This window comes from Streptomyces sp. NPDC005775 (assembly GCF_042871565.1).
Lineage (GTDB): Bacteria > Actinomycetota > Actinomycetes > Streptomycetales > Streptomycetaceae > Streptomyces.
The window spans coordinates 235,771-255,304 of sequence record NZ_JBIAIU010000006.1 but is presented as its reverse complement, the minus strand read 5'-3'; the positions used below and the strand labels follow the sequence as shown (position 1 = coordinate 255,304).

Annotated in this window: 17 protein-coding genes; 8 read left to right on the top strand and 9 right to left on the bottom strand. The window is 73.0% G+C overall.

Going from position 1 to position 19,534, the window contains the following annotated elements; genetic code table 11:
- The first annotated feature begins 237 nt into the window (after positions 1-237).
- The 4 genes from ACFYPA_RS16775 to ACFYPA_RS16760 all read left to right on the top strand — a co-directional run bounded on the left by ACFYPA_RS16775 (position 238) and on the right by ACFYPA_RS16760 (position 6,959).
- Positions 238-3,468: a hypothetical protein gene (locus ACFYPA_RS16775; RefSeq protein ID WP_389132451.1), complete on the top strand. Its 3,231-nt coding sequence runs from the start codon at positions 238-240 to the stop codon at positions 3,466-3,468.
- Positions 3,465-4,172: a DUF4255 domain-containing protein gene (locus ACFYPA_RS16770; protein ID WP_359078078.1), complete on the top strand. Its 708-nt coding sequence runs from the start codon at positions 3,465-3,467 to the stop codon at positions 4,170-4,172. The genes ACFYPA_RS16775 and ACFYPA_RS16770 overlap by 4 nt, the downstream gene beginning before the upstream one ends.
- Positions 4,169-6,307 (top strand): AAA family ATPase, encoded by a 2,139-nt coding sequence (locus tag ACFYPA_RS16765; RefSeq protein WP_389132448.1) that lies wholly within the window; start codon positions 4,169-4,171, stop codon positions 6,305-6,307. Before ACFYPA_RS16770 ends, ACFYPA_RS16765 begins: the two co-directional genes overlap by 4 nt.
- Before the next feature lie 61 nt (positions 6,308-6,368).
- Positions 6,369-6,959 carry a DUF1707 domain-containing protein gene (locus ACFYPA_RS16760; RefSeq protein WP_389132445.1) on the top strand — a complete coding sequence of 197 codons (591 nt, stop codon included), beginning with the start codon at positions 6,369-6,371 and terminating at the stop codon, positions 6,957-6,959.
- Between the two features lie 28 nt (positions 6,960-6,987).
- On the opposite strand, the gene ACFYPA_RS16755 is transcribed toward ACFYPA_RS16760, so the two are convergent.
- From ACFYPA_RS16755 to ACFYPA_RS16740, 4 genes are all read right to left on the bottom strand, one after another.
- Positions 6,988-7,776, bottom strand: coding sequence for a thioesterase family protein (locus tag ACFYPA_RS16755; protein WP_359316152.1), 789 nt, complete (start codon positions 7,774-7,776; stop codon positions 6,988-6,990).
- A 121-nt stretch (positions 7,777-7,897) separates the two neighbouring features.
- Positions 7,898-8,665, bottom strand: a complete 768-nt coding sequence (locus ACFYPA_RS16750; protein ID WP_359078073.1) for an SDR family oxidoreductase — start codon at positions 8,663-8,665, stop codon at positions 7,898-7,900.
- A 115-nt stretch (positions 8,666-8,780) separates the two neighbouring features.
- Positions 8,781-9,197 carry a Zn-ribbon domain-containing OB-fold protein gene (locus ACFYPA_RS16745; RefSeq protein ID WP_389132441.1) on the bottom strand — a complete coding sequence of 139 codons (417 nt, stop codon included), beginning with the start codon at positions 9,195-9,197 and terminating at the stop codon, positions 8,781-8,783.
- On the bottom strand, positions 9,194-9,646 hold the full coding sequence (locus ACFYPA_RS16740) for a DoxX family protein (protein WP_389132439.1): 453 nt from the start codon (positions 9,644-9,646) through the stop codon (positions 9,194-9,196). Before ACFYPA_RS16740 ends, ACFYPA_RS16745 begins: the two co-directional genes overlap by 4 nt.
- 147 nt (positions 9,647-9,793) lie before the next feature.
- Between ACFYPA_RS16740 and ACFYPA_RS16735 the strand changes: the two genes are divergently transcribed.
- From ACFYPA_RS16735 to ACFYPA_RS16725, 3 genes are all read left to right on the top strand, one after another.
- Positions 9,794-10,984, top strand: a complete 1,191-nt coding sequence (locus ACFYPA_RS16735; RefSeq protein WP_389132437.1) for a flavin-containing monooxygenase — start codon at positions 9,794-9,796, stop codon at positions 10,982-10,984.
- Between the two features lie 566 nt (positions 10,985-11,550).
- Positions 11,551-13,779: an acetate--CoA ligase family protein gene (locus ACFYPA_RS16730; RefSeq protein WP_359078065.1), complete on the top strand. Its 2,229-nt coding sequence runs from the start codon at positions 11,551-11,553 to the stop codon at positions 13,777-13,779.
- A 55-nt stretch (positions 13,780-13,834) separates the two neighbouring features.
- Positions 13,835-14,674, top strand: coding sequence for an enoyl-CoA hydratase-related protein (locus ACFYPA_RS16725; protein WP_359078063.1), 840 nt, complete (start codon positions 13,835-13,837; stop codon positions 14,672-14,674).
- A gap of 40 nt (positions 14,675-14,714) precedes the next feature.
- On the opposite strand, the gene ACFYPA_RS16720 is transcribed toward ACFYPA_RS16725, so the two are convergent.
- The 4 genes from ACFYPA_RS16720 to ACFYPA_RS16705 form a co-directional block, all read right to left on the bottom strand.
- A complete protein-coding gene (locus ACFYPA_RS16720; RefSeq protein ID WP_389132434.1) occupies positions 14,715-15,278 on the bottom strand; it encodes a Uma2 family endonuclease in 564 nt (187 codons plus the stop codon).
- A gap of 185 nt (positions 15,279-15,463) precedes the next feature.
- The gene (locus ACFYPA_RS16715; RefSeq protein WP_389132432.1) at positions 15,464-16,234 is read right to left on the bottom strand and encodes a hypothetical protein; all 771 of its coding nucleotides are present in this window, start codon (positions 16,232-16,234) and stop codon (positions 15,464-15,466) included.
- Between the two features lies 1 nt (position 16,235).
- Positions 16,236-16,769 (bottom strand): RNA polymerase sigma factor, encoded by a 534-nt coding sequence (locus ACFYPA_RS16710; RefSeq protein WP_389132638.1) that lies wholly within the window; start codon positions 16,767-16,769, stop codon positions 16,236-16,238.
- Between the two features lie 78 nt (positions 16,770-16,847).
- Positions 16,848-17,249 carry a DUF6281 family protein gene (locus ACFYPA_RS16705; RefSeq protein WP_359078055.1) on the bottom strand — a complete coding sequence of 134 codons (402 nt, stop codon included), beginning with the start codon at positions 17,247-17,249 and terminating at the stop codon, positions 16,848-16,850.
- 202 nt (positions 17,250-17,451) lie between these two features.
- On the opposite strand from ACFYPA_RS16705, the gene ACFYPA_RS16700 reads away from it, so the two are divergent.
- Positions 17,452-18,066: a flavin reductase family protein gene (locus ACFYPA_RS16700; RefSeq protein WP_389132429.1), complete on the top strand. Its 615-nt coding sequence runs from the start codon at positions 17,452-17,454 to the stop codon at positions 18,064-18,066.
- Between the two features lie 5 nt (positions 18,067-18,071).
- Here ACFYPA_RS16700 and ACFYPA_RS16695 read toward each other — a convergent pair whose 3' ends face one another.
- On the bottom strand, positions 18,072-19,388 hold the full coding sequence (locus tag ACFYPA_RS16695; RefSeq protein ID WP_359316160.1) for an MFS transporter: 1,317 nt from the start codon (positions 19,386-19,388) through the stop codon (positions 18,072-18,074).
- Positions 19,389-19,534: the final 146 nt, after the last annotated feature.

Sequence of the window (19,534 nt, the reverse complement as noted above, 5' to 3'; positions counted from 1 at the left end):
GGGGGCAACGGACGCTGCCCTCGCGGCGCTCCGGGGCCTCCGCCCGGTCCTCGACGTCGGGCATCGGCCCCGCCCGGAAGTGAACGACCGCCAGGATCAGGACGCGCGGGGAGCCGCCCGCGGCCGCAAAGGGCACCGGGTCTTCCCCCGCTCCGGGTACTCGGGCCTCTGTCCACGCCACCCCCCACGCACGATGCTTGAGGGTGGAGAACCATCGATCAGACTGTGAGGTGGACCGTGGGCGGTCCTGCTGTCCCGGTACGACGTACCCGTTTGCGCCGACTGAGCGGTGTGGTGGTGCTGCTGGCTCCGCTGCTGGTCGCAGGTTCCGTCTCGGCACCGCTGGGTGCCACCCCGGCGGCCGCCGCCTCGGAGCCGGCGCCGACGGACACCGGCCGGATCGCCTTCGCCGGCAACGGGCATCGCAGCCTCGGGAAGGTCACGTCCGGCACGCTCACCGAGGACCTGTTCGCCACCGGCCCGGCGCACTACGACCAGGACGCCTTCGGACGCGGTGAGGCGCTGGTCTTCACGAGCCTCCGCGACGAGGTGAAGCCCCAGGTATACGTGCGCGATGCGGACGGCTCCGTACTGAGGCTCACCATCGGCCGCGACGCCGCGCACCCCGAACTCTCCGCCGACGGAAAGACCGTGGTCTTCGACTCCGCCGAACCGGGAGCCGGAGAATCGGTTCAGCGTGACCTCTGGTCGGTCGGCGTCGACGGCACGGGCCTGCGGCGGCTCACGAACACACCCGCCGACGAGACCCACCCGACGCTCTCCCCGAACGGCACCCGGATCGCGTACGCGAGTGACGGCGGCCCCGAGCCCGGTACTCAGATCTACGAACGGGCCCTGTCCGGCGGCACGGTGACGTGCGTGAGCGACAGCACGCAGGGCGATGCGAGCGAGCCCGAGTGGAACCCGGTGGGCGACACCACCCACCGGTCCCTCATCGCGTACACCCTGCGGGTGGAGCCGGAATCGACGACGGACACCGGGTACCGCCTGCGGATCACCGAAGGCCCCGGAACCGTCCGTCCCCTGCTGACCGGCGCCCGCGCCGGCTGGGGCACCCGTTCCGCAGCCTGGCTCCCGGACGGCAACCGCCTGCTCTTCCTCAGCCCCAACACGGACTGCGGATGCGCCCTGTACGACCACGTGTACCGGACGACCTCCGCCGGCGACGTGACTCCCGACAGCATGCTCTTCGAGGACCGGCAGGTGGACGCACCGGCCTGGCTCGGGCCGGCGGACTCCGGGTCGGTGATCGTCACCCGCCGGACCACCAAGGACGCCGACCTCGTCACGCTCCAGGACATGCGACAGGACGGCTCGGACCCCCGCGACCTCCGGCTCGACGTGCTGCGGGAGGACCCGGACGCCCGGACGAACACCAGCGACGACCCCGCCGACGATCCGCTGTTCCACCCGTCCCCCGGCTACGACCCCTGGACCGAGCGGCAGACGTACACGCCGGACGGCCGGAACATCGCCGTGACCCGCTTCGAGACCGTGAACGGCGTGCGGATCCAGCGCATCTGGCTGGCCGACACCGACGGGACGAACGAGGTGGCCATGGACCTGGAGGGACGGGGCGCCCAGGACTGGGACACCGACCCCTCCTTCTCCCCGGACGGCACCAAGCTGGCGTTCACCCGGACGTCCCCCCCGAGCGCCGAGGGTGCGACGCGGACGAGCCGGGTGCTCGTCGCCGACCGCGACACGAAGAAGATCATCGGCGAAGTGGTCCCGCCCGCGGGAGAGGTGGTGGGCGGCGACGCCCAGCCCGCCTGGTCGCCGGACGGCACCGTGCTCGCCTTCACCCGCAACCAGGTGATCCGGGGCCTCGGCGGGATCAAGCACATCTGGACCGCCCCGGTGAAATCCCTTGAGCAGCAGCGGGACCTCAGCGACACCGAGACCGGCTGCCTCGACGAGTGCAAGGTCATCGACGACAGCCCCGCCTTCTCCCCCGACGGCAAGGCGATCGCCTTCAACCGCAAGGACCGCGCCGACCAGATCAATCACCGGGCGAGCATCGTCGTCACCTCGCCCGACGGCACCGGCTGCCGGGTCGTGCTGCCGTCCGACAAGCGCAACGACCCCAACGCGTGCGGCGAGCAGATCCCGGACGTCTCGGCGAGCGGGCCCTACCAGCCCCGTGACGTGGCATGGTCGCCCGACGGCGCCCGGCTGGTGCTGAGCCACCGCCGGGACATCGCACCGAACTCCCCCGAGCAGTTGTCCGAACTCGACCTCGCCACCGGCACCCTGACGCCGCTGACCGCGAAGCTCCCGGGCCGCCAGAAGGAGCCCGCCTTCCAGCAGCAGGTCGACCTGGCACTGACCGCACCGCCCACCAGCCCCTCCGTGGAAGCCGGTTCGTCGGTCACGGTGACGGTCACCGTCACCAACCACGGCCCCGCACCCTCCCCCGGCACCACGTTCGTCGCCGACACCCCGCCGGGCGTACGCCTGGAGGAGCTCACCGCCTCCGCCGGCAAGTGCACCACCGGTTCGCCGACCTGCGACCTCGGCGTCCTGGCACCCGGAGCCGAGGTGGAGGTCACCGTGCGGCTGACGGGCGTGACCACGGGGCCCTGGCGGATGGGCTGGTCGGTCACCGGAGCCGTCGTCGACCCGAACCCCACGGACAACGCCACCGGAACGGACGTCCGGGTCCGCGACGTCCCCCAGCTGCCCGACCCGACGCCCTCGGCGCCCACCCCCTCCACTCCCCACTCGCCTCCCCCGCCTGCCCAGCAACCGCCCGCCCAGCAGCCCCCCGCACAGCCGCCCGCCCCCCTGCCGCCCGAGCCCGAAGCGGGTCCCGCAGTCGTCGTGCGGGCGCAGCCCAGCCCCGGATACGTCGGCGGGCGCGTCGTGGTGACGTACACCGTGCGCAACGGGAAGAACGCGCTCGCCACCGGCCTGCGGCTGCGCCTCGGACTGCCCGCCGGGGTCCCCGTGGCCACCCTCCCGCCGGGCTGCACCTCCGGAACGTGCGCGCTGCCCGACCTGGCGCCGGGCGCCTCCTCGGTCCTGCGCGTGGTGCTCGCCCCCGACCGGGCCCTGTGGACGCACATCACCGGGACCCTGACCACGACCGGCACCGACGCCGACCGCGGCGACAACGCCTCCCGCATCCCGCTGCGCATCCTCCAGCCCCGCATCATCTCGGTGCCGGCGATCGGCAAGCCGGGGTTCGTCACCTCGGTGCGCGGCAAGGACTTCCCGCCCGGCGTCCCGGTGAAGCTCACCTGGACGCCCGGAATCACGGCAGCCGCCGTGCCGACCCGGCCGGCCGGTGACGGCACCTTCATCGCACAGCTGCTGATCCTGGTGAAGGACCGGACGGGTCCGCGCACCATCACCGCTTCGGGCCCTGGGTTCAGCCCCGTCACCACACCGTTCCTGGTGGTCAGCGGCACCATGGTCCCGCCGGACGAGATGGCACGCCGGTGATCCACGAAGTGGACGAGGCGCTACGGCTGCTGCTCGTCGACGCCGGCCTCGAGGAGAGCGGGGTGGACCTGGTCTTCGACGCCCCGACGAGCGACTGGTCGGCGCGCCGCAACGCGCCGACGGTCAGCATCTTCCTCTACGGAATCCGTGAGGACGCGACCCGTCGCCGTACCGGCACCACCGAGGAGTACGACGACGAAGGCGTGGTCACGGGGCGGCGGACGCCTCCGCGCTGGTTCGAACTGACCTATCTGCTCACCGCGTGGACCAACCGGCCGCAGGACGAACACCGCCTGCTCTCCGAGGTGTTGCGCTGCGTGATCCACACGGACGCCCTGCCCACCCGGATGCTCACCGGCAGCCTCGCCTCACTCGGGCTGACCGTGGAGATGGAGGCGGCGACGGCGGGTTCCGCCGACCGGCCGTCCACCGTCGACGTGTGGTCGGCGCTCGGCGGCGAGCTGAAGGCCGCGATCGACCTGCGGGTGTGGGCGCCGCTGGCCGGCGAGGTGACGGTCGCCGGACCGCCGGTCACCGAAGGGCTGCTGGTACGCACGGCGCCCGGGCGGGACGGCGAGGCCACGGAACCCGGGCGACGGCTGCGCTACGACGGGGCGTCGGAGCCCCGCGGGCAGGGCTTCGCGGCGGAGCGTGAACGCCAGCTCCCGCCGGGCCGCCGCAGGCGTGGAGGTCCGTCCCGGTGACCACGGCGTATCAGGCCCCGGCCGGATTCCAGGAGCCGGACGCGGGCGCCCCGCCTGCGGCCGTCGAGGAGCTCTGGGAACGGCTGGGCGACATCGAGCGGCGGGTACGGCACGCGGTCGCGCTGCGCCAGGAGTCCGACCCGGAGCCGAACGATCCGTACCGGGGGCAATACCTCACCCCCGCCGCGGCCGAGCGGATCCTGGAGTCGCGCGACGCGTTCCTCCCCGTGCCGGCCGAGGGCCCCGGTGACCCGGCGCGTTCCCCGGCCGGGGGGCGGCTCGGCGCGCTCGCGGACAGCTTCGGTCTGGTCGCGCCGGACGTCGACCTCCTGCTCGTCGCGATGGCCCCGGACATCGACGCCCGGTTCGAGTGGCTGTACGGCTATCTCAACGACGACCTCACCCGGCGGCGGGCGACGATCGGCCTCGCCCTGGAACTCTGCGGACTGCCCGCCGCGGGCCCCGGCCGCTTCCGCTTCACGCCGTCCTCGCCACTGGTCGCGGCCGGGCTGCTGGAGGTGCTGGACGCCGAACGCCCGCTGCTCTCACGCGTCCTGCGCGTACCGGACCGGGTCACCGCTCATCTCCTCGGCGACGACGGCGTGGACGGAAGACTGCACGGTCTCGTCCGGGTGGCCCGGCCGGAGGAGGAGCCGGACCGGGACCCGACGACGCTGCGGGTCGCGGCGGCCCTCGGTACCGGCAGCGGTCTGGTGCATCTGCTGGACCGGGGCGGCGACCCCGGCCGGCTCGCGGCCGACGCGCTCCTCGCGGCCGGACACCGCCCGCTGGTGGTGGACGTCGCGGCCCTGGCCGCCGCCCCGGAGCCGGTGCGGACCTGGCGCGTCCTGGCGACGGAGGCGCGGCTGACGGGCGGCGGACTCGTCGTCGGGCCACTGGAGTCGCTCGTCCCCGAGCAGCCCAAGGGCGCCGGGCTGATCGGCGGGCTCTGCGAGGCGGTCGGCGGCGGGTCCCCCCTGATCATGTACGGCAAGAAGAACTGGGATCCGTTGTGGGCCGCCGAGAGCCCGGTGACGGTCCCCGTGCCGCCCCCGGACCCGGCGGACGCGGCACGGCGGTGGCGCCGGGCGCTCACCGGGGCGGGCGCCCCCGAGGGCCTCGCCGCCGGGACCGCGGCGGCCGAGGCGCAACTCGTCGACGCCACCCGCGCCTACCGGCTCGACTCCGGCCAGATCCGCCGGGCCGCCGCCGTCGCCTCCCGGCTGGCCGGTCTGGAGGGGCGCCCGGTCCAGGCGCAGGACCTGCGGACCGCCGTCCGGGCCCAGAACGGCGCGGGGCTGGCCCGGCTCGCCCGCCGCATCGAACCGACGGTCGGCTGGGACGACCTCGTGCTGCCCCCGTCGACCCGCCGCCAGCTGTCCGACCTGGCCCTGCGCGCACGCCACCGCGAGCAGGTGCTCGGCCGGTGGGGCATGCGGCCGGGCGGTGGCCGGGGACGGGGCATCGTCGCCCTGTTCGCCGGGGAGTCCGGGACGGGCAAGACCATGTCGGCGGAGGTCGTCGCGGCCGATCTGGGCATGGAGCTCTACGTCGTGGACCTGTCCTCCGTGGTGGACAAGTACATCGGGGAGACCGAGAAGAACCTGGAGAGGATCTTCGTCGAGGCGTCCGACGTCAACGCGGTCCTGCTGTTCGACGAGGCGGACGCCGTCTTCGGGAAGCGCTCGCAGGTCAAGGACGCCCAGGACCGGCACGCCAACGTGGAGTCGGCCTACCTGCTCCAGCGGATCGAGTCCTTCGACGGCATCGCCGTACTCACCACCAACCTGCGGGCCAACCTCGACGAGGCGTTCACCCGCCGTCTCGACGTGGTCGCCGACTTCCCCGTACCGGACAAGGAGCAGCGCCTGGCCCTGTGGGAACGCTGCCTGGGTACGGAGATCCCCCGCGCCCCCGGACTCGACCTGCGCACCTGCGCGGAGCGCTTCGAGCTGACGGGCGGCTCCATCCGCGCCTGCGCGGTCACCGCCGCGTACCAGGCGGCGGAGTCGGGCCTTCCCCTGGACACGCGGCAGCTCGTCTCGGCCGTGCTCGCCGAGTACCGCAAACTCGGACGCCTGGTCCTGGACAGCGAGTTCGGCCCGTGGCTGGAGCGCACCCGGCGGGCGGACTGAGGGGCCGCACGGTCGATCCGGAGCGCTGGACTCACGTACCACCGTCCGTATCATCTGCTGCATGACTGCAGAGCCCGCGCGATCCGCCGGCCGTATGCGCGCCTCCGACGCCGACCGTGAAGCGGTCGTGGAACAGCTGCGGGAGGCCGCCGCCGAGGGGCGCATCGATCTCGAAGAGCTGGACGAGCGCCTGGATCTGGCGCTCACGGCCAGGACCCACGCCGAACTCGCCCCGCTCACCGATGACCTGGGACCGGCCGTCCTCGACCCGGGCGAGCCGCTGACCCTGAAGGGCGGCATCCACGGCGCACAGCGCAGGGGCCGCTGGAAGGTGCCGCCGCGGATCGAGGCGTACGGGGGCATGGGCGGCGTGCTCCTCGACTTCACGCAGGCAGAGTGCCGGCTGCGCGAGATCGAGGTGGAGGTGGACGCGCAGATGGCCGGGGTGGTGTGCGTGGTCCCGGAGGGCTGGAAGGCGGAGACGGACGCGCTGGACCTCGGCCTGGGCGGCCTGAAGGACAAGACGTCGGGCGAGCGCCTGCCCGGCACACCGGTGCTCCGGATCACGGGCACGTGCGGCATGGGCGGCGTGGTGATCCGCCACCCGAACCTCCGCGAACGCCGCAAGCGGCGCAAGGAGCTGTCGCGCTAGGGCCCCGCGGGGTTGTTGAAGCGGGTCACTACACCTGGACGGGCCGGACGGTGAGGATCTGCTCGGCCCGGCCGACGGGTCCGCTGATGTCGTGCAGGACGGTGCTGGTGATCCCCTGGCCGGTGGGGCCGAAGACCACCGTGGTGTCGAGCCCGGTCCAGGGGCCCTCGGGCCGGCGGTGCAGGTGGATCGTCAGGTCGACGTTGGGGAACATCCAGGCGGTGGGCTGCTCGCGTACGGCGATGCCGTTGGCCGTGTCGACGAGCGCGACGTACGACGCGAGTGGGCCGACGGGCTCGCCCGCGACGAGGTCGAGGGGCGTCGAGATCCAGGCGGTCGTCCGTCCCGGACGGGGCGGCGCCACGGGGCGCACGTCGAGGGACGCGATGTACCCGCCGGGCCAGAGGTCGGCCATCGGCCAGGGCGCGAGTGCCCCGGGATCGGTGAGCCGTTCGGCTCCGCCCCCGGCGACGGCCTCGGTGTCGCCGGCGGCGAGGCACCAGGCCCTGGCCCGCACGGCCGGGCGGTCACCGATGAGGGCGACGGCTTCGACCAGTTCGATGGTGCGGCCGGGCCGCAGGGTCTCGACCCGGATCTCGCACGCGTCGAGCGCGAGCCGGCCGAGGATGTCGAAGCTGATCCGGGACAGCAGGAGAGCGTCTCCCGGCCGGTCGGCCAGGTGCCGCTCGATGGCGTGGGTGAGGAGGCCACCGAGTGGGCTGAAGTGCACTTCGTCCGTGCTCCACGCGCCGCCGGCGTGGGCGGTGGGCTTGAAGCAGTGGTCGTCGATGCGCTCGTAGTAGCTGCCGGTGTTCATCGGTGGTTCCCTCGCGGCTGTGCGGATCAAGGACCACCAGCGTGACACCGCACGTGTTCCGGCCGCCGCCCGGGTCCTCGGGCCCCCGGCCGAGGCGCGCGGCGACGGGGGCCACGGCCCCTCACGGCAGGTCCGGGGCCCACGCGACTCCGTTGATGTGTGATCCGCCGTCGACGAAGAGCGTGTTGCCGGTGACGTAGCGCGCGCCCTCGCCCGCGAGGAACGCCGCCACCGGGGCGATGTCCAGGTCGGGGTCACCGATCCGGCCCATGGGGTTGGCGGCGTCGGCCTGCGCCCCGAGCTCGGGGTGGTCGCCCATCATCCGCCGGAAGGCCGCACTCTTCGCACCCGGGCAGATCGCGTTGACCACGACACCCGTCGGGGCCCATTCACGGGCGGCGGTCCGGGTCAGGGTGCGCAGGGCCTCCTTGGCGGTGTTGTACTCCAGCGTCCCCATGTGGGCGTTCACGCCGTTGAGGCTGCACATGTTGATGACCCGGCCCCATCCCCGTTCCCTCATGTGCGGGAAGGCCGCTCGCATCGCCCAGAACGGCCCGTAGAAGCCGACTCCCAGACCACGCGCCATCATCTCGTCGGTCTTGTTCTCGACCCGCCCGACGTCTCCGGCACCCCAGGCGTTGTTGACCAGGATGTCGACGCTGCCCCACTCCCGCAGCGCGGTATCGACCATCGCCAGCACCTGCGCCCTGTCGCTTACATCGGTGCGCACGAAACGGCCACCGATCTCTTCGGCCGTGGCGCGGCCGGTCTCCTCGTTCAGTTCGGCGACCAGCACCCTGGCCCCGTCGGCGGCGAACCGCCGGGCGACGGCGGCGCCGATCCCGTCCCCGGCGCCGGTGACGATCGCGACGCGTCCTTCGAGTGGCATGCGTGTACTCCCAGCAGTCGGGCAAACCGGACCGGTGGCGCCCATCCAAACCGGTCCGGCCCGGCCGGACAGCGCTCCGTCCCGGTGGGCGGGACACCGTCCCCGCGCGCCCCGCTCAGGGCCGGAAGACCGCCACCGCCTCGTGCCCCTCCTCCTGCCGGAACGTCACCCGCAAGTCCATCCCGATGGCGAGCGCGTTCGCCTCGCACTCCACGACCTCCGTCATCATCCGCGGCCCCTCCGCCAGGTCGACGACTGCGGCGACGTACGGAACGCGGGTGCCGAACGGCGGCAGGTCGTTGCGGTGGACGACGGACCACGTGTAGAGCGTGGCCCGGCCGCTCGCGCGCTCCCAGGCCACGTCCTCGCTCCAGCAGTGGGGGCAGAACTCGCGCGGGTAGTGGTGCGCCCGGTCGCAGGCGCGGCAGCGGCGCAGCAGCAGGTGCCCCTCGGCGGCGGCGTCCCAGTAGGGGCGCGTGAAGGCGTCGGGCTCCGGGAGGTCGTAGCGGGGGGACCGCGTCGCGCCCGTCACAGGAAGAGCCCGAGCGCGTGGTCCATGGACCAGGCCTGCCAGGACATCGCGAACAGGGCGACGAGGGAGATGAGCGCCATCATCGCGTTCTGCCCCTGCTCCGCCCAGTCGTGGATCATCAGCACCAGGTAGAGCAGGTTGAGCAGCAGGCCGGCGACCAGGGCGACGGGGGTCAGGAACCCGGCCACCAGACCGAGACCGAGGGCGAGTTCCGCGTACACGACGACGTACGCCATGACTTTCGGACGCGGCGCGACGATCTTCTCGAAGCCGGTCCGGACCACCGGCCAGCGGTGTTTGCCCGCGACGTCCGCCGCCCACGCGATGCCGGTGCCGCGTTCGAACCAGCCCTTCCTGTCCTTGTGGCGCCAGCTCTCCAGCCACCACAGGCCGAGGCCTATGCGGAGCACGGCGAGCCACTGTGCTCCGTCGAGCCAGATCGTTCGCATGGGGTCCTCCGTTCACCGAATCTGACGGTACGTCAGTTCACCCGATGGCGGCGGCCCGCGCAAGAGGTGCGCACCCGTGATCAATTCGCAATCGATTCCGGTCTTGACCGAGACCCATCAAGGAACCGCGCGATTACGCTCCGAAGCATGTCCGACAGCACACCCACCACCGGTAGCAGCAGCACCCCGGCCCCCACCGACATCACCGAGGACCGCCCCGTGTACGTCATCGGCGGCGGCCCGGGCGGTCTGGCCGCCGCCGCGGCCCTGCGCGCGCAGGGGGTCCGGGCCGTCGTCCTGGAGAAGTCCGGGGACGTCGGCGCGTCCTGGCGGCGCCACTACGACCGGCTGCACCTGCACACCACCCGGCGCTGGTCCGCCCTCCCCGGGCTGCCCATGCCCCGCAGGTTCGGCCGCTGGGTCTCCCGGGACGACGTGGTGCGCTACCTGGAGAAGTACGTCGAGCACCACGGGCTCGAAGTGGTCACGGGTGTCGAGGTCTCCCGCGTCGACCGGGCGGCGGACGGCACCGGGTGGCGCCTGACCGCGACCGGCGGGCGGGAACTCACCGGCCGGGCCGTGGTCGTGGCCACCGGTTACAACCACACCCCGCGCATCCCCGACTGGTCCGGGCGCGACACCTTCACCGGCGAACTGCTGCACGCCTCGGAGTACCGCAACCCGGCCCCGTACGCCGGGAAGGACGTCCTCGTCGTGGGCGTCGGCAACACGGGGGCCGAGATCGCCGTCGACCTGGTGGAGGGCGGGGCGTCCCGCGTACGGCTCGCCGTACGCACCGTTCCGCACATCGTGCGCCGCTCCACGGCGGGCTGGCCGGCGCAGGCGACCGGCATCCTGGTGCGCCGGCTGCCGGTCGCGCTCGTCGACCGGGCCGGCCGCCTGATGTGCCGCGTCGCGGTCCCGGACCTCGCCGGACAGGGGCTCCCCCGGCCGGACACGGGCCTGTACTCCCGGGTCAAGGACGGGGCCATCCCGGTCCAGGACGTCGGGCTGATCGACGCGGTGAAGGGCGGCCGGGTGGTGCCGGTGGCAGCCGTCGCGTCGTTCGACAAGGACGCGGTGGTGCTGGCGGACGGGAGCCGGGTCACCCCCGACGCGGTGATCGCCGCGACCGGGTACCTGCGGGCCCTGGAACCGCTGGTCGGCCACCTCGGGGTGCTGGACGCCCGGGGCCGCCCGGTGGCGCACGGCGGCCGCACGCCGAAGCAGGCGCCCGGCCTGTACTTCACCGGATTCACCAACCCGATCAGCGGCATGTTCCGCGAAATGGCCCTGGACGCACAGAAGATCGCGAAGCGGGTGGCCCGCACGGGGTGACCCCGCACGGGGTGACCCCGGGCGGGGTGACCCCGGGCGGGGTGACCCCGGGCGGGGCCCGGGCCGGGCGCGGGATGCGAACCCGGGTGCGGGCAGCCCCGGGCCGCGCGGGGTGCGAACCGGGTGCGGTCAGCCCCGCGCGTCGCCATGCCCTCAAGCGCCGGGGGGACTCGAAGGAGCGGCCCGGCCCCCGTGGGCGCACCCGTGGTGGGTGACCCGGGCCCGCTCCCGGGCGTCTCCTCAGTCGCCGAACGTTCAGCGGGGACGCGGAGCAACCCGGGTATCCGTTCGGCGCCCTGCGGGGACTCCCCTGCACGGCCCCGGGTCGGCCGTCCAATGCCGTGCGGGTGCCCGGAGCCGAAGGGCGATGCGAGGCGAAGGGGCCCCGCGCGCCGTCGGTTCACGCCAGTCCGCTCTCAGCCTTTGCCTGCACACCCATTCCTGACGGGCCGTCAGTTCAGTAACCTGACAGTGCGTCAGGTTCGGCTTCGCTCGGCGGAGCCCGCTGTGACGCCGGCCGGGCACCCCGCGTGCCGACGGACCTTCGAGCAGGAGTGGGCGGAACGATGCTTGGATCGACTCACGGCACCCTCACCACCGACTTCCGCGCCAGGGTGGTGGCCTGCGGCGAGGAACCGCATGCCGCCGTCCACAGCATGGCGGCCGCCGCCGCGGAGGGCGACCTCGACGTCAGCGGCCGTCCGCTGCACGCGCCCGTGCCGGACCTGGACCGGTTCTTCCGGCCACAGTCCGTCGCCGTCATCGGCGCCTCCGACACCGAGGGGCGGCCCAACACGGGGATCACCCGTCAGCTGATCGCCTGGGCCGAGCGCGTCGGGGCGCGCCTGTATCCGGTGCACCCCACGCGCGAGACCGTCTTCGGGCGGACCTGCGCCCCCTCCGTCGCCGATCTGCCCGAACAGGTGGACCTGGCGGTACTGCTGGTCGGCGACCCGCTCCCCGTCATCGAGGAGCTCGGGCAGGCCAAGGTGAAGTTCGCCGTCGCCTTCGCCTCCGGCTTCGCGGAGACCGGTGCGGAGGGTGCCGCCGCGCAGGCCCGCCTGGCCGCAGCGGTCGAACGGTCGGGGCTGCGCCTGCTGGGCCCGAACACCAACCTCAATGCCTTCGAGGAGTTCCGCGACGACCTGGAGGGCCCGGCGATCGCGCTGATCACCCAGTCCGGCCACCAGGGGCGCCCCGTCTACACGCTCCAGGAGCTGGGTGTGCGGCTTTCGCACTGGGCTCCCACGGGCAACGAGGCGGATCTGGAGACCGCCGACTTCATCGCGTACTTCTCCCAGCGCCCCGAGGTCGGGGCCATCGCCTGCTACGTCGAAGGACTCAAGGACGGGCGCTCCTTCCTGCTCGCCGCGGACCGGGCCGCACGGGCCGGTGTCCCGGTGGTGGCGGTGAAGGTCGGGCGTACGGAGACGGGGGCCAGGATGGCCGCTTCACACACCGGCAAGCTGACCGGCGCCGACCAGGTCGTCGACGCGGCGATGCGGCAGTTCGGCGTGATCCGGGTGGACGGCCTCGACGAACTCCAGGACACCGCAGCCCTCCTGGCCCGGGCCCGCAAGCCGCTCGCCGACGGCGTCGTGGTGTATTCGATCTCGGGCGGCACGGGCGCGCACTTCTCCGACCTGGCGACGGGCGCCGGCCTGTCGCTCCCGGCCCTTTCCGAGGAGAAGCAGGCCGAGCTGCACACCTGGATCCCGGACTACCTGAACGTGGCGAACCCCGTCGACAACGGCGGCCACCCCGTCGGCGACTGGCGCGGCCGGAAGATCATCGACGCGATCCTCGCCGACCCGCAGGTGGGGGTCCTGATCTGTCCGATCACCGGCCCCTTCCCACCGATGAGCGACAAGCTGGCGCAGGACCTGGTCGACGCGGCGGAGACCACGGACAAGCTGGTGTGTGTGGTGTGGGGATCGCCGGTGGGCACCGAGGACGCCTACCGCACGACGCTGCTCGGCTCCTCCCGCGTCGCCACCTTCCGTACGTTCGGCAACTGCATCACCGCGGTGAAGGCCTATTTGGACCACCACCGGTTCGCCGCCTCCTACCGTTCCCCGTTCGACGAGGCGCCGCGCACCCCGTCCCCCTCCTTCCGCAAGGCGCAGGCCCTGATGCGACCGGGCCACCAGCTGAGCGAGCACGCGGCGAAGCAGCTGCTGCGCGCGTACGGGATCCGGGTGCCGCGCGAGCAGTTGGTGACCAGCGCCGCGGCGGCCGTCCGGGCGGCGGGGCTCGTCGGCTACCCCGTCGTCATGAAGGCGTCCGGCGCACAGCTGGCCCACAAGACCGAACTCGGCCTGGTCAAGGTCGGCCTCACCTCCGCGAGCCAGGTACGGGACGCCTATCGCGAACTCACCGACATCGCCCGCTACGAGGACATCGATCTGGACGGCATCCTGGTCTGCCAGATGGTGGAGCGGGGCGTCGAGATGATGGTGGGCGTCACGCAGGACGCCCTGTTCGGTCCGACAGTGACGGTCGGTCTCGGTGGCGTACTCGTCGAAGTGCTGCACGACGCGGCGGTGCGGGTGCCACCGTTCGGCGAGGACCAGGCGCGGGCGATGCTCGGCGAACTGCGCGGCCGGGCACTGCTGGAAGGCGTGCGGGGCGGCCCGCCGGTGGACGTGGACGCCCTCGTCGAAGTCGTCCTGCGGGTGCAGCGGATGGCGCTGGAACTCGGCGACGACCTCTGCGAACTCGACATCAACCCTCTGATGGTGCTGGGCCGCGGACAGGGCGCGGTGGCGTTGGACGCGCTCGCCGTCTGCCGCTGACCGACCCCGTCGCCCGGCCCGCCATCGAGCCCACCACCCGCCCAGGAGCTGCCTCATGCCGTCCTCCCCCGAAGACACCACCGACCACGCCGACCCGTCCGGATCGCCTGAGTCATTGATACTCCACGCCACTGACAACGGCGTCTCGTGGATCACGCTCAACCGCCCCGAAGCGATGAACGCCGTCACCTGGGACCAGCGCGAACGCATCATCGCCCTGCTCGCCGAGGCCTCCGCCGACCCCGCCGTCCGGGCCGTCGTCCTCACCGCAACCGGCCGCGGCTTCTGCGCCGGCGCCGACCTGCGCGGCGCCTCCGCCACCGGCGACCGGGTGCCGGGCGACGTGGCCCGGACGATCCGGCTCGGCGCGCAGCGCCTGATCGCGGCGGTCCTGGACTGCGAGAAGCCCGTCCTCGCGGCGGTCAACGGCACGGCGGCCGGAATCGGCGCGCACCTCGCGTTCGCCTGCGACCTGGTGCTGGCGGCGGAGTCGGCGAAGTTCATCGAGGTGTTCGTGCGCCGCGGGCTCGTGCCGGACGGCGGCGGGGCGTACCTGCTGCCACGCCTGATCGGTCCGCAGCGCGCCAAGGAGCTGATGTTCTTCGGCGACTCGCTCCCGGCGGCGGAGGCGGAACGCCTGGGCCTGGTGAATCGCGTCGTCCCGGACGTCGAACTGGCGGCGACGGCGCGGGCCTGGGCCCAGCGCCTGGCCGACGGGCCCACCCGCGCGATCGCCCTCACGAAGCAGCTCGTGAACACGTCGCTGGACGCGGACCGGGCCACGGCGTTCACGGCCGAGGCGATGGCTCAGGAGATCAACATGACGACGCAGGACGCCAACGAGGGCGTGGCGAGCTTCGTGGAGCGGCGCGTGCCGAAGTACCGGGGGGTGTGAGGCGTCCGCTTCACGCGGGTGACAGCCCGCCGCTGTCCAGTCACGCGGGTGACAGCCCGCCGGTGTCCAGATCGAGGTCGAACGGATCGGGGAGCCGCAGAACCGCACCGAACGGATGCGGGCCGTCCACATGGGTGTAGCCGAGATCGCCCGGCGCGGAGAACAGGGTCACGCTGCCTTCGATCCGGTCGACCAGGAGGTGGAGAGGGGCCCGGTACTCGGCGTACCGGCGCCGCTTCACGACCCGGTCGGTCTCCGCGTTCGACTCGGACGTGACCTCCACGACGAGAAGCGTCTGGTCCGGGAGCAAGGCGCCGCCGCCCATGGCGAGCGCCTCGGGGACGACCGCGATGTCGGGGACGTACCAGTTCGAGGAGCCGGGCAGGTCCAGGTTGCCGGAGCCCTCCACGCACCCGAGCGCGTCGACCCGGTCCTCGATCTGCCGGCGGACCACCCGGGCAGCACGTTCGTGGTCCCAGGTCGGTGACACGGGCTCGATAATCCCCTCGATGATCTGGACACGATCTCCGCGGATGCGCTGCACGGCGAACTTCAGAGCACGCTCGGGGTCGATGCCCTGCCCGTAGTCGGGTGCGCTGGTCATCTCGCGTCCCCTCTCCCTTCCCACACCTGCGGCAACTCAGAGTATCCGGTACGCCACCAAGCGTCGTCGCAGCACCGGGTAGCTCCCGCTGCCCGCTGCGGCCCGCGCCCACGACTTTCGGCAGTGCCGCCCCGGCCTTTCCGTGCGTACGGTCGACCGGGTGGACAGCGGACCGCGGACGGTGGTCAGTCGTCGGCGGAGGGCTGTCGGTCGCAGGTGAGCGGCGGGGATCCGTTGAGCTCTGCGAGGATCCGGGCACGGTCGTGGGCGATCTGCTTCTCGCCCGTGCTCCAGAGGTCGGGGCCGCTCGCGTGTCCGGGGATGGCGATGAGGGTGTGGTCACCGGGCCGAAGGCGGGGCGAGACGTCGTGGTCCATCAGGAAGGTGATCCTGGCGGGGCCCGTGGGGGGCTTGTAGTGACGGGTGACGGCGAGTTCGATCCGGTCCTGCGCGGTGCCGGGCTCCGGGTCGGCCCGGGTGACCGTGCCCTCGACGACCAGGCGGGCGCAGGCCACGTACCCGCCGGCGGCGGCCTTGGCATCGCCGGCGCCACTGGCTGTCCCGGTGCCGCTCACGGCCCGGAGCCACGCCAGCCCCGACACGGCGCACAGGACCAGGGCCGCCGCGAGGCCGCCCGCCGCGACGAGCCGGCCGCGACGCGCTCGCCGGGGCGGCTTCGGCCGCTGCGGGTGTCCGGCGTCGGTGCGACGGCCGGGAGGCCGCGGTGGACCGGTCTCGGTCCGGGCGGGCGGCCCCGCCGGTTCCTGGGCGGTGAGTGCGTCGGCGACAAGAGTGAGCTGCCGGCGGAGCGTGTCGAGGTCGGCGCGGGCCGCGTGGTACTCCTCCATGCGTTCGGTGTCGGAGTGCGCGGGGCCGGGCATCGGCTCGTCCAGGATCGCGGCCATCAACGGGTCCGTCTCGCCCTGGTCATCGGCCGGTGTGTGTGCGGCGGTCACGTCATACCACCTCGTTCTCGTGGAGCCGTTCGCGCAGGGCTCGGACGGCGGCGTGCAGCCGGCTCTTGACCGTGCCTTCGGGGATGCCGAGTTGTTCGGCGATCGCCCGGACGGACAGGTCGGCGTAGAAGCGCAGGACGAGGACCTGGCGCTGGGCCTCGGGCAGTTCGTCCAGCCCGTGGGCGACGGCGAGGGAGAGCAGCCGGGTGTCCTCGTCGGCGAAGGTCTCCCGCTGCCGCAGCGAGACCAGCCGCTCGCCGAGACGTTCCTGGCGATGCTTGGCGCGGTGCCAGTCCATGGCGATGTTGGAGGCGACGACCGCGGCCCACGCGGAGACGTTACGAGGGGCCTCCTGGCCGCTCGCAGCCCGCTCCAGCAGCCGCAGGCGGACCTGCTGCACACCGTCCGGCAGATCCGTCTGCGGCACACCCCCGAGTGCGAGCACCGCCCGCACCCGCTGCTCCTGGGCGGCGTCCAGCGGATCGGCAGCACCGCGGTCCTTCTCCCGGCGGCGGCCCGTTCTTCTGCGTAGCAACACGTCCCCTCCCTTCTCCCCACACGTTCCTCTAGGACGCCGCAGCCGCGCGGAACGTTCGATCCGCGCGGCTCGGACTCAGGGAGCTACGTCCAGCGACGGGAGATCCACTCCCTCGACCGCCACCAGCACGGCATCGGCCGGGGTCGCCCCCGCCGCCACCGCGACCGCCGGATCGATGCCGTCGACCTCGTAGACGGTCACTTCCTCCGCCTCCTCCGTGCCGTCCCCCCCGCCCGTGTCGTCGCACGCGGGCAGGAGACCGGTACCGAGGCTTTTGCCGACTGTGAACTTCGCGTCGGCCGCGACCAGTCCACTCACGTCAAGGTATGACCGGCCCTCGTACTTCACCAGGTACGCGCACTTCGACGAGGAGACGCCCGCGTCGAAACCTCCTTCGCAGCCGGTCACCCCGGCCACCAGAACCGCCGCCAGCCCCAGCGTCGACTTCCATCTCCGCATCCGCGTCTTCGCTTCCATCCCGCGCACCCCGTCTCTCCGGCATCACCGAAGGCCCTTCGGCCTCTTGGTGCTTCGACGGAGCAGCGCGCCGTTTCGTTCGGCCGGTTTTTCGGCCGCCCCCTGGATGGTGGTCAGCGGCGACGCCGGGGACGGCCCCGTCCCCACACTTCACATCTGACGTTCCGTCAGTTCTAATCGGAGGATGATGGGTCACGCAGGCATGGCCGCAACCGCCGTCCGCTACCTCCGGTCCGTCGGCGCTCCGACGGCCACCGGTCCCGTGCCGGTCGATCCACTGCCGCGCCCGGCTCTGCGGGCCGTCGCCGACGACGAGCGGCTGCCGCTCGACCGGGGTGAGTTCCGCCGCGTGCTGGGGCACTTCGCCAGCGGCGTCACCGTCGTCACCGCGCACGCACCGGACGACCCGGACGGCCCGGCGGGCTTCGCCTGCCAGTCGTTCGCCTCACTCTCCCTCGACCCGCCCCTGGTCACGTTCATGGTCGCCCGCACGTCGACGACCTGGCCGCGCATCGCCCGCGCCGGGGCCTTCTGCGTCAACATCCTGGGCGCCGACCAGGCCGCGCTGTGCCGGGGCTTCGCGGTGAGCGGCGCCGACAAGTTCGCCGGGGTGGCGCACTCCCCCGCGCCCGGGACCGGTTCGCCCCTGCTGCACGACGTGCCCGCCTGGGTCGACTGCCGCGTCCAGGCCGTCCACACCGGCGGCGACCATCTGATCGTCGTCGGCCGGGTGGAGGCGCTGGGGGCGACGGCGGACGAGGACGGGGCGGGGCCGCTGCTCTTCCACCGCGGTACGTTCGGACGCTTCAGCGGCTGAGGCCGTCACCCGGAGACGGCCACCGGCAGCCCCTTCGCCCGGCGGATCATCAGGGCCATCAGCGCCGCCATCGCGCACAGCGCCCCCGCCGTGTACCAGACCACGTCGTACGAGCCGAAGTGGTCGCGCGCCACCCCGCCCAGGAACGCCACCAGCGCCGCTCCCACCTGGTGTGAGGCGAGGACCCAGCCGAAGACGATCGCGCTGTCCTCGCCGTACCGCTCCCGGCACAGCGCCAGGGTCGGCGGGACCGTGGCGACCCAGTCGAGTCCGTAGAACACGATGAAGAAGACCATCGGCGGCTCCACGGTCGCCTGCATCAGGACCGGCAGGAACAGCAGCGATATGCCGCGCAGCGCGTAGTAGACGGCCAGGAGGCGGCGGGCGTCGAACCGGTCGGTGAGCCAGCCGGAGAAGACCGTGCCGATGATGTCGAAGATCCCGATGACGGCGAGCAGGGAGGCCGCGGCGGTGACGGGCATGTGGTGGTCGTGCGCCGAGGGCACGAAGTGGGTGCGGACGAGGCCGTTGGTCGAGGCGCCGCAGATCGCGAACGAACCGGCCAGCAGCCAGAACGGCCCGGTGCGGGCCGCGTCGAGCAGGACGCGCACGGTGCGCCTCGCCGCCCCGCGCGCGGGCGCCGGCTTCGGCACGTACTCACCGCCGTAGGGGGCCAGGCCCACGTCGGCCGGGTGGTCGCGCATCAGGAGCATGACGAACGGGACGACGGCGAGGGCCGCCAGGGCGACGGTCACCGAAGCCGGCTGCCAGCCGTGCCGGTCGACGATCCAGGCGCAGAGGGGCAGGAAGACCAACTGCCCCGAGGCTCCGGCGGCGGTGAGGATGCCGGTGACCAGGCCCCGGCGGGCGACGAACCAGCGGTGGGTGACCGTCGCGGAGAACGACATCGCCATCGCGCCGGTGCCGAGGCCGACGAGCAGCCCCCAATAGATCATCAGCTGCCAGGCCGCCGTCATCCAAACGCTGGCCAGGGCACCTGCCGCGACGGCGCTGAGGGCCACGACCACCACCCGCCGGATGCCGAACCGGTCCATCAGCGCCGCGGCGAACGGCGCGGTGAGCCCGTACAGCGCCATGTCGATGGAGACGGCGAGGCCGATCTCTCCGCGCGACCAGTCGAACTCCTCGTGGAGGGGGTCGATCAGCAGCCCGGGCAGGGCGTTGAAGGCGGCGCCGCCGATGATCGTCACGAACGCGACCGCGGCGACGATCCAGGCACGGTGGACGCCCCGGCGCCGGGGCGCCTCGTAGCCGGTCCGCGGGGCGTGGTCGCGGGCGGGGGGTTCGGTTGTCTGGGTCACGCGCTCAGCATCCGGCCCCCGCGACCCCTGCCACGAGTGGCCCGAGGGCCATGGTTCGCAGGAATCGGGCCAGGCCCTCACCACCGGCCAAAAGCCGGCCACCCGGATGCGCGTACGATCTGCGTCGATCGGCGGCCGGGCACGTC

Excerpts from the sequence above, each read along its gene's own strand:
- ACFYPA_RS16735 (WP_389132437.1), top strand. The coding sequence starts at position 9,794 with ATGTCCGACAGCACACCCACCACCGGTAGCAGCAGCACCCCGGCCCCC.
- ACFYPA_RS16725 (WP_359078063.1), top strand. The coding sequence starts at position 13,835 with ATGCCGTCCTCCCCCGAAGACACCACCGACCACGCCGACCCGTCCGGA.
- ACFYPA_RS16760 (WP_389132445.1), top strand. The coding sequence starts at position 6,369 with ATGACTGCAGAGCCCGCGCGATCCGCCGGCCGTATGCGCGCCTCCGAC.
- ACFYPA_RS16740 (WP_389132439.1), bottom strand. The coding sequence starts at position 9,646 with ATGCGAACGATCTGGCTCGACGGAGCACAGTGGCTCGCCGTGCTCCGC.
- ACFYPA_RS16705 (WP_359078055.1), bottom strand. The coding sequence starts at position 17,249 with ATGGAAGCGAAGACGCGGATGCGGAGATGGAAGTCGACGCTGGGGCTG.
- ACFYPA_RS16720 (WP_389132434.1), bottom strand. The coding sequence starts at position 15,278 with ATGACCAGCGCACCCGACTACGGGCAGGGCATCGACCCCGAGCGTGCT.
- ACFYPA_RS16755 (WP_359316152.1), bottom strand. The coding sequence starts at position 7,776 with ATGAACACCGGCAGCTACTACGAGCGCATCGACGACCACTGCTTCAAG.
- ACFYPA_RS16730 (WP_359078065.1), top strand. The coding sequence starts at position 11,551 with ATGCTTGGATCGACTCACGGCACCCTCACCACCGACTTCCGCGCCAGG.
- ACFYPA_RS16750 (WP_359078073.1), bottom strand. The coding sequence starts at position 8,665 with ATGCCACTCGAAGGACGCGTCGCGATCGTCACCGGCGCCGGGGACGGG.
- ACFYPA_RS16700 (WP_389132429.1), top strand. The coding sequence starts at position 17,452 with ATGGCCGCAACCGCCGTCCGCTACCTCCGGTCCGTCGGCGCTCCGACG.